This window comes from Planktothrix sp. FACHB-1355 (assembly GCF_014748295.1).
Lineage (GTDB): Bacteria > Cyanobacteriota > Cyanobacteriia > Cyanobacteriales > Aerosakkonemataceae > Aerosakkonema > Aerosakkonema funiforme_A.
Genome location: NZ_JACJUP010000253.1, coordinates 1 through 6,996, shown reverse-complemented (window position 1 = coordinate 6,996; position 6,996 = coordinate 1). Strand labels below are relative to the sequence as shown.

At 44.8% G+C, this 6,996-nt stretch carries 2 protein-coding genes; one reads left to right on the top strand and one right to left on the bottom strand.

Annotated features, from left to right (window positions below):
- The coding region (locus tag H6S82_RS13020) for a PAS domain-containing protein (protein WP_191056289.1) at positions 1 to 5,004 on the bottom strand (5,004 nt) is incomplete at its 3' end.
- 743 nt (positions 5,005 to 5,747) lie between these two features.
- Here H6S82_RS13020 and H6S82_RS13015 point away from each other — a divergent pair.
- Positions 5,748 to 6,953, top strand: coding sequence for an NAD(P)/FAD-dependent oxidoreductase (locus H6S82_RS13015; RefSeq protein ID WP_190468234.1), 1,206 nt, complete (start codon positions 5,748 to 5,750; stop codon positions 6,951 to 6,953).
- Positions 6,954 to 6,996: the final 43 nt, after the last annotated feature.

Below are 6,996 nucleotides of genomic sequence, written 5' to 3'. Positions count from 1 at the left end.
TAGCAAATCGGGAACAGGGTAAAAATTTAACAAGGCTAATGCTTGTATTGCCGAAGCTGCTGTGACAACTTTTGCTCCATATTGCGTCAGGATGAATACTGCTAACTCTCGCATATCGGCATCGTCATCTACAACTAATATCGTCATACCTGCTAAATCTGTCGCGCTTTCTGGCTCTTGGCGATCGTCTAATACCTCTTGCTCGACGGAATTTAACGGTAACTGGACGGTAAATGTAGCCCCTAAATCTGGCCCCGGACTTTCTGCGCGAACGGTTCCTCCGTGCAATTCGGTAAAATTACGAACGAGGGCCAGTCCCAATCCCAATCCGCCAAATTTTCGCGTCGTCGTACCATCTTCTTGCCGGAAGTAGTCAAATACATGAGGCAAAAATTCTGGAGTGATGCCTTTTCCTGTGTCTTTGACTTGAATTTGAGCATAGGCACCAACTTGTTCCAATCGCACATCGATTCGTCCTCCCACTGGAGTGAATTTCACCGCATTAGATAGCAGGTTCCAAACAACTTGCTGTAGGCGGTTCGGATCGCCTGAAACAGTTCCGGAAATGGGATTGAGTGCGATTTTAATGTGAATGTTTTTCGCTTCTGCTGCCAATCTTACTGTTTCCTGTGCCGCTTCAATGGTGGTAGCTAGATTGACTGGCGCGACGTTTAATGTCATTTTTCCCTGGAGGATGCGCGAGACATCTAATAAATCCTCAATTAATTGCGCTTGCAGTTTGGCATTGCGTTCGATCGTTTCTAAAGCTTGCTCGGCTTTTGCAGGATCGATACGCTTAGTTCGCAGTATTCTTGTCCAGCCCATAATCGGATTGAGGGGCGATCGCAATTCGTGGGACAGTACGGCGAGAAATTCGTCTTTAACTCGGTTAGCGGCTTCTGCTTTGGCTCGATCGCTTTGAGCTATCTGATAGAGTTGTGCGTTATCGATCGCTAAAGATGCCCGATGTGCCAATTCTTCTGCTAATTGCAAATCAGTTGCATCGTACCGCCTTCCAGATTCAGCGGAAATAAAAGAAATTACACCTAAAATTCGCGCTTGGGTTCGTAGTGGCACTGCCATTACCGATTTAAACCCAACCTGCCGCAATATTTCCAAATGTTCTGGATCGCGGGCTGCTTGTACGAGCATCTCATCTGGAATATCCGCTATCAAATCCGATTGTCCCGTTCGCAATGTCAATGCAGCACCGCGAGGAGCGTCCCGATCGATCGGATATTTATGTCTGATTTGTTCAGCCCATTCGAGTTTAGTAGGGTTGGTGTGAGCTACTGCAATTTGCTCGATCCCGCCATTTTCTTCCACTATATGAACCGTACACCAATCAGCTAACTCAGGTACTGCCAGTTCTGCCACTCGCTCCAGGGTAGTTTGATAATCGAGGGAAGAAGCAAGGACTGCACTCGCCTCGGAAAGAAAGCGTTGACTGCGCTCTAACCGCACTCGCTCCGTTACGTCTAAAACATACGCTAAAACGTCTTTTACCTGATGGTATGAGTTCTTTGTTGGCAGATAATAAACGTTGTAGAAACCGGGTTGGCGATCGTTCCTTCTGGGAGCGTTAATAGCCAAACTAGGTGAAATAAAGGGATTTCCGGTCTGGTAAATTTCATCAAATAGTTCCACTATTTGCGGATCGGATTGACCGAAAAGTTCTGCAACTGAATTTCCTAAGTGTTGTTCGCGGGTTAATCCGTTAATTTCGGCTAATGCTTCATTAATGGCAATAAATCGTTGTTCAGAATCTAACCATGCCATTCCTACCGGAGAGGTTTCAAAAATAGTTTTCAGTTGGTTTTGTGCGGCTTCTGCTTGAGTCCGAGCGATGCGTTCTCTTTCTAACAATTGTTCGCGTTCTTGTTCGACTTGCTTGCGTTCTGTAATGTCAATCAAAATGCCAATCATGCGCGTCGGTTTTCCGTGAATATTATAGGTAAATTGTCCCCTCGCTTCTGTCCAGTGAATGGAGCCATCCGTCCAAAGCGTTCGATATTCGTGATGAAAATCCGTTCTCTCCAACATGGCTTTTTGAAGTGCTGTTTCTGTTTCTGCTATATCATCTGGATGAACGCTTTTAACCCAGATTTCGTAGCTTGGTTCGCACTCGTTCGGTTGAAGTCCCATGATGGTAAACTGACCGTCTGACCAGTTTACCGTATTCGTCTGTATATCCCAGTCCCAAGTTCCCATGCGTCCGACTATCAACGCCAGTTGCAGTCTAGTTCTACTTTTTCGCAATTCCTCTTCTGCTCGCGATCGCTCTACGGCTAACCAGGTTTTTTCGGCGATTCGCTCCATCCGCACCACCTCTTCCTCTGTCCAGTTGCGGGGGGAGATATGGTGCAATACAAATAGCGCTACAAACCTTCCTTCTTTTACTAAGGGAACGCACAGAAGAGATTTCGTCTGAATTGCATCGAAAGCAGCCGCTCCCGATCCGGCTGTGCGAGGATCGATATCGACATCATCGACAACAATTGTTTTGCCCTGTTTTAGTTGGTTAATAATTTCGATACCGAAGGAATTCAGCTGATGAGTACCAACTACGCTGATGACACCATTGCAATAGTCGCGATCGACAATCACGTATTCCTGCGTTGGGTCAATTTCACCGTAGGTACAGCGAGTAACATTGAAGTGTTCTCCAGTGGAGCAGACTACCCGCCACATAATTTCTTTGGAGTCTTGAATAGAACGAATCGCATCATTTAATTCGAGCAAAAATTGCTGCTGTCTCTCTTTTTGCTGAAGCTTTTCTAGTAGATCTTCCGCCTGCTGACGCGCTCTTACCTGTGCGGATACTTCTATGCCGTGAATGAGGACGCTATCAATGCGACCTTCGATATTTCTAAGGGGCAGAAAAACGAGGTTGAAAAATCCTTCAACTAAATTACCATCTCCTGCATCCCAGCGGCATAAATACTCATTTCCTCGAATAATTTCTCCATTTTGATAAACGCGATCGTGAATATCAAAATATTCCTGACTTGCCATTTCCGGAAACGCTTCTCGTGCTGTTTTGCCAATGATGTCTTCGGAACGTCCGGAAACTTTTAGAAAGGTGGGGTTAGCGAGTTCAAATCGATGTTCTGGCCCCGATAAAACCGCAAACATGGCAGGAACTTCTATGAGGATATCTTTCAATCGCTTGCGTTCGGTTTCTGCTTGCCGTCGAGCCGCTTTTTCTCTTTCTAAAAGCCGATCGCGTTCTAGCTCAAGTTGTTTGCGATCGCTAATATCTCGAAAGTAAACCGATAACCCATCCACTGAAGGATAAGCATGGGCTTCATACCAACGATCCAAATCATCAGGTTGCTTAGCTTCTACAACGACTGAAATCTGCTCTGCAATGGCTCGATGATACTGTTCGTAAAATAGGGAATCCACTGTTTCTGGAAACACTTCCCAAATACATTGTCCGATTAAAGATTCAGACGAACGGCGTGAAATTTCCTCAAACCTTTTGTTGATATAAGTAAACCGCCACTCGCGATCGAGCGCAAAAAAAGCATCGGTAATGCTTTCTAGAATATTAGTCACTTTGTTATTAGCTTCCTGTATCGCCGCTTCTGCTTGTTTGAGTTTGGTAACATCCTGAAACATTCCAATGCCAGTGGCAGGATGCCCGTACATTGCAGGTAAGAGTTCTCCCCAGCAAAGAGTTGAGCGAATACCGCCAGGGGTATACCAGTTCATTTCATAGTTTTGCAGCTGTTCTCCCCGCGCTATCAGCACCGCAGGCATCCTCTCTGTAGGAATGCGATCGCCATTAGTATCGGTGCAGTAATAGGCATCGGCATACTCATCGAGGGATTTGTTTTTCGGTAATTCTCCGCCTGCCAATTCATTAGCAATACGATTCGCAAAGATGACTTTTGCGGTTCCCGGCTCGATAAATATCGTTGGCGTTGGCATCAAATCCAAGACGGTTTGCAGCCATTTCTGCTGGTTTGACAATGCCTCGGCTTGCTGTTGCAGAATAAATTCAGCTTGCTTGCGATCGGTGATATCTTGGAAGATGGCAACAGCTGCTACAATTTGATTGTGGCGATCGCGAATCGGTGCGGAATTTACATTAATAAAGATGTGTTTGCCATCATTTTGATGTAAGATAATTTCTTCGTTAGATACGACTTCGCCTTTGAAAAGCGATCGCGGTAGCGGATACTCTTGGGGCTCATAGATACTGCCATCAAGGCGAAAAGCTTCAAATGGAGTAACGGGTACATATTCCTCAAGCTCAAGCGACTCTTCGTAGTCGTACCTCACAATTTGTCTGGCTTGTTCGTTGGCGAGAACTAATTTGCCAGTTGCAGCATCGGCAATTAACACGCCTGCTGGCATTTGCCGCAAAACTGCTTCAAACCGAGTCCGCTCGATTTCCAATTCTTGTACCAATCTTTCCCGTTCTGCCTCAGCTTGCTTGCGCTCTGTGACATCGCGGAAATAAACTGCTATACCCTCCTCTGATGGATAAGCGTTTACTTCTAACCAACATTGAACGGGTTCCCCAAATTCTTCCCAGGAAACTGGTACTTGTTGTGTCATTGCGCGATGCAATCCCCGGTATGCTATCCCGCCTACCAATTCGGGAAAAACTTCGTTCCAAACGTGCTTTCCTATCAGTTCTCCGGGAGTTTTCTGGAGAATTTGCCCTGCTGCTTTATTCACGTAGGTGTAGCGCCAATTGCGATCGAAAGCAACAAAAGCATCTGTAATGGTTTCCAGAATTCTTGTTACCTGACGCTCAGTTTCTCTTGCGGCGATGAGTTGGGTGCGCTGTTGCTGGGCTTGTCTGATTTCGCTAAGTTCATCTTCAAGACTGCGAGCGAAGTATTCTATTACTTCAGAACGAGAAATCCCTCGTTTCTGAGCCTCCCGATCGAGCAGTCGCCACGCTGTACCAGTCAGAGATACATTAACTCTTTGTTTTGTCTCTGAGTCCCAATTGCTAACAAACTTACCTGTAGCGTCGCGCTTCATGGAAATTTATCCGTATACATACACGGCCTTTTTTATTTAATCCCAGTTTTTCTCGATCCGGATCTCTCTTAAGGAGGACGCTCAATCCCAGCACTTATCCATTATTGATAGGCATAATAAAATCTTATTTAACTGTAGGGTGGGTTAGGCATGAGCGAGAAATTGATTATTGCAACCAATAATTAAAGTAAGCGTTCAGCTATCAGCAGTCAGCCGTCAGCTAATTCGACTTTTATCGCGCTAATCGCTCTTTATATTGCCCCTTTGAAGAAACAGTCAATTCCCGACCGAAGCTGATAGCTGATACCTGACGGCTGAACGCTTACTAATTAAATTGCCGTGCCTAGCGCACCATGTACCAAATTGCTAAACACAAAATAACAGATTATATCGTGTCCGGTAGCATCGGTATTGTCAGAATAATGTTGAGAATTGTTTGTCGCAAATCTGTGGTTAAATTTTAACCGCAGATGAAAACAGATGAACGCAGATGCGATCGCAAATTTTTTCGGCTCCCGATGCAACCAAACACGATATTACGCCATCAAGCCGTAAGAACTGGGTGCCCCCAAAAAAGAAGCTGTTTCAAGCCTCCCATTTCAATTGTAATCATCAAAAAAATTGACAAATTTTAAGCTCCCCTCGCTCATTGCCCAGCCAATCCAAAATCGAAAATCCAAAATCCAAAATCGGATGACAAGTAATGGTAAAGTAAGGTCATCGGCGATTTTCGATGACTTTGGATGAACAGTTTTGATGTGGTAGTTGTTGGGGGTGGCCCTGCTGGCGGTCACTGCGCTCGTTTGTTGGCGAAAGCTGGGTGGCGAGTTTTGCTAGTAGAACGGCACGAAAGTTTCGCGAAAAATATTTTTTCTAGTGCTGGTACTCCTCTAGAAACGTTACCAAAATTTGGCCTGCCGGAAACAGTAATTGGCAGCTTTTGGCAAAATCTAGCGATCGTTACTACTAATAAACATGGCCTTTGGTCAAGCGATCGCCCTTTGGGTGCGGTGTTGGATTTTGCGAAGTTGCGAGACTTTTTAGCTGAAGACGCGATCGCTTTTGGCGCTCAAGTATGGATGGGCTGTCGCTATGTTAAACATAGTAGCACTGACGGCGCAGTTTTGGTGGAATTGCAATTTAAATCTCAAACTGAAAAAATAACAGTTAGTACCAAAGTTTTAGTTGATGCCACTGGCCCAGCTAGAGCGGTAATCCAGCCCAAGTCTGCCGATCGCCCAGATATAATTAGCGGTACGGGAATTGAATATTTAATTGAAGTGAGCGATCGCGACTATGCGGCTAATGCGGAAACTCTGACTTTCTTTTTGGGTTATAAGTGGATGCCGAAGGGATATTCTTGGATTTTTCCTATGTCGAAAAATCAGTTAAAAGTTGGGGCTGGTATTCTCAATCTGGCATCGGACAATATCGAGAAACCACAGCCGCTCAAATATTATATCGAATTGATAATTAAAGAATATCTTCAAACTCAAGATTATCGTCTTGTTGATGTTCACGGTTCGACACTTAAATACAGTCGCGGATTGCAAGATATTTATTACGAAGACAATATTATTGCGATTGGCGATGCCGTATCGACTGTGAATTTTTTGGGTGGGGAAGGCATCCGGCACGCCCTACATGGAACGGAAATTGCTGGCGATTATATTGACCGATATTTACATAAAAAAATCACTGATTTTCGAGGTTATCGTCAAGCTATGTATCAAACATTTTATCATACCTGGAAAGTGTCCGAAACTCTCGGCATCAAAAAATATTTGCAAGACAGTGACGGTTCGATCGATCGCACGATCGACTATTTAAATTTATTAACCGCCGAGGATTTAGTTGCGATCCTGTTTTACTATCAATTTGGTAAATTATCAAAAGTATTTTGGGCCCGATTGTGGTTGAAATGGCAATCATTTTGGGTTAGGGGCTAGGGGCTAGGGGTTAGGGATTAGGGAAGAGGGGTTAGGGGTTAGG

Coding starts and splice junctions, on each gene's coding strand:
- H6S82_RS13015 (WP_190468234.1), top strand. CDS start 5,748: ATGAACAGTTTTGATGTGGTAGTTGTTGGGGGTGGCCCTGCTGGCGGT.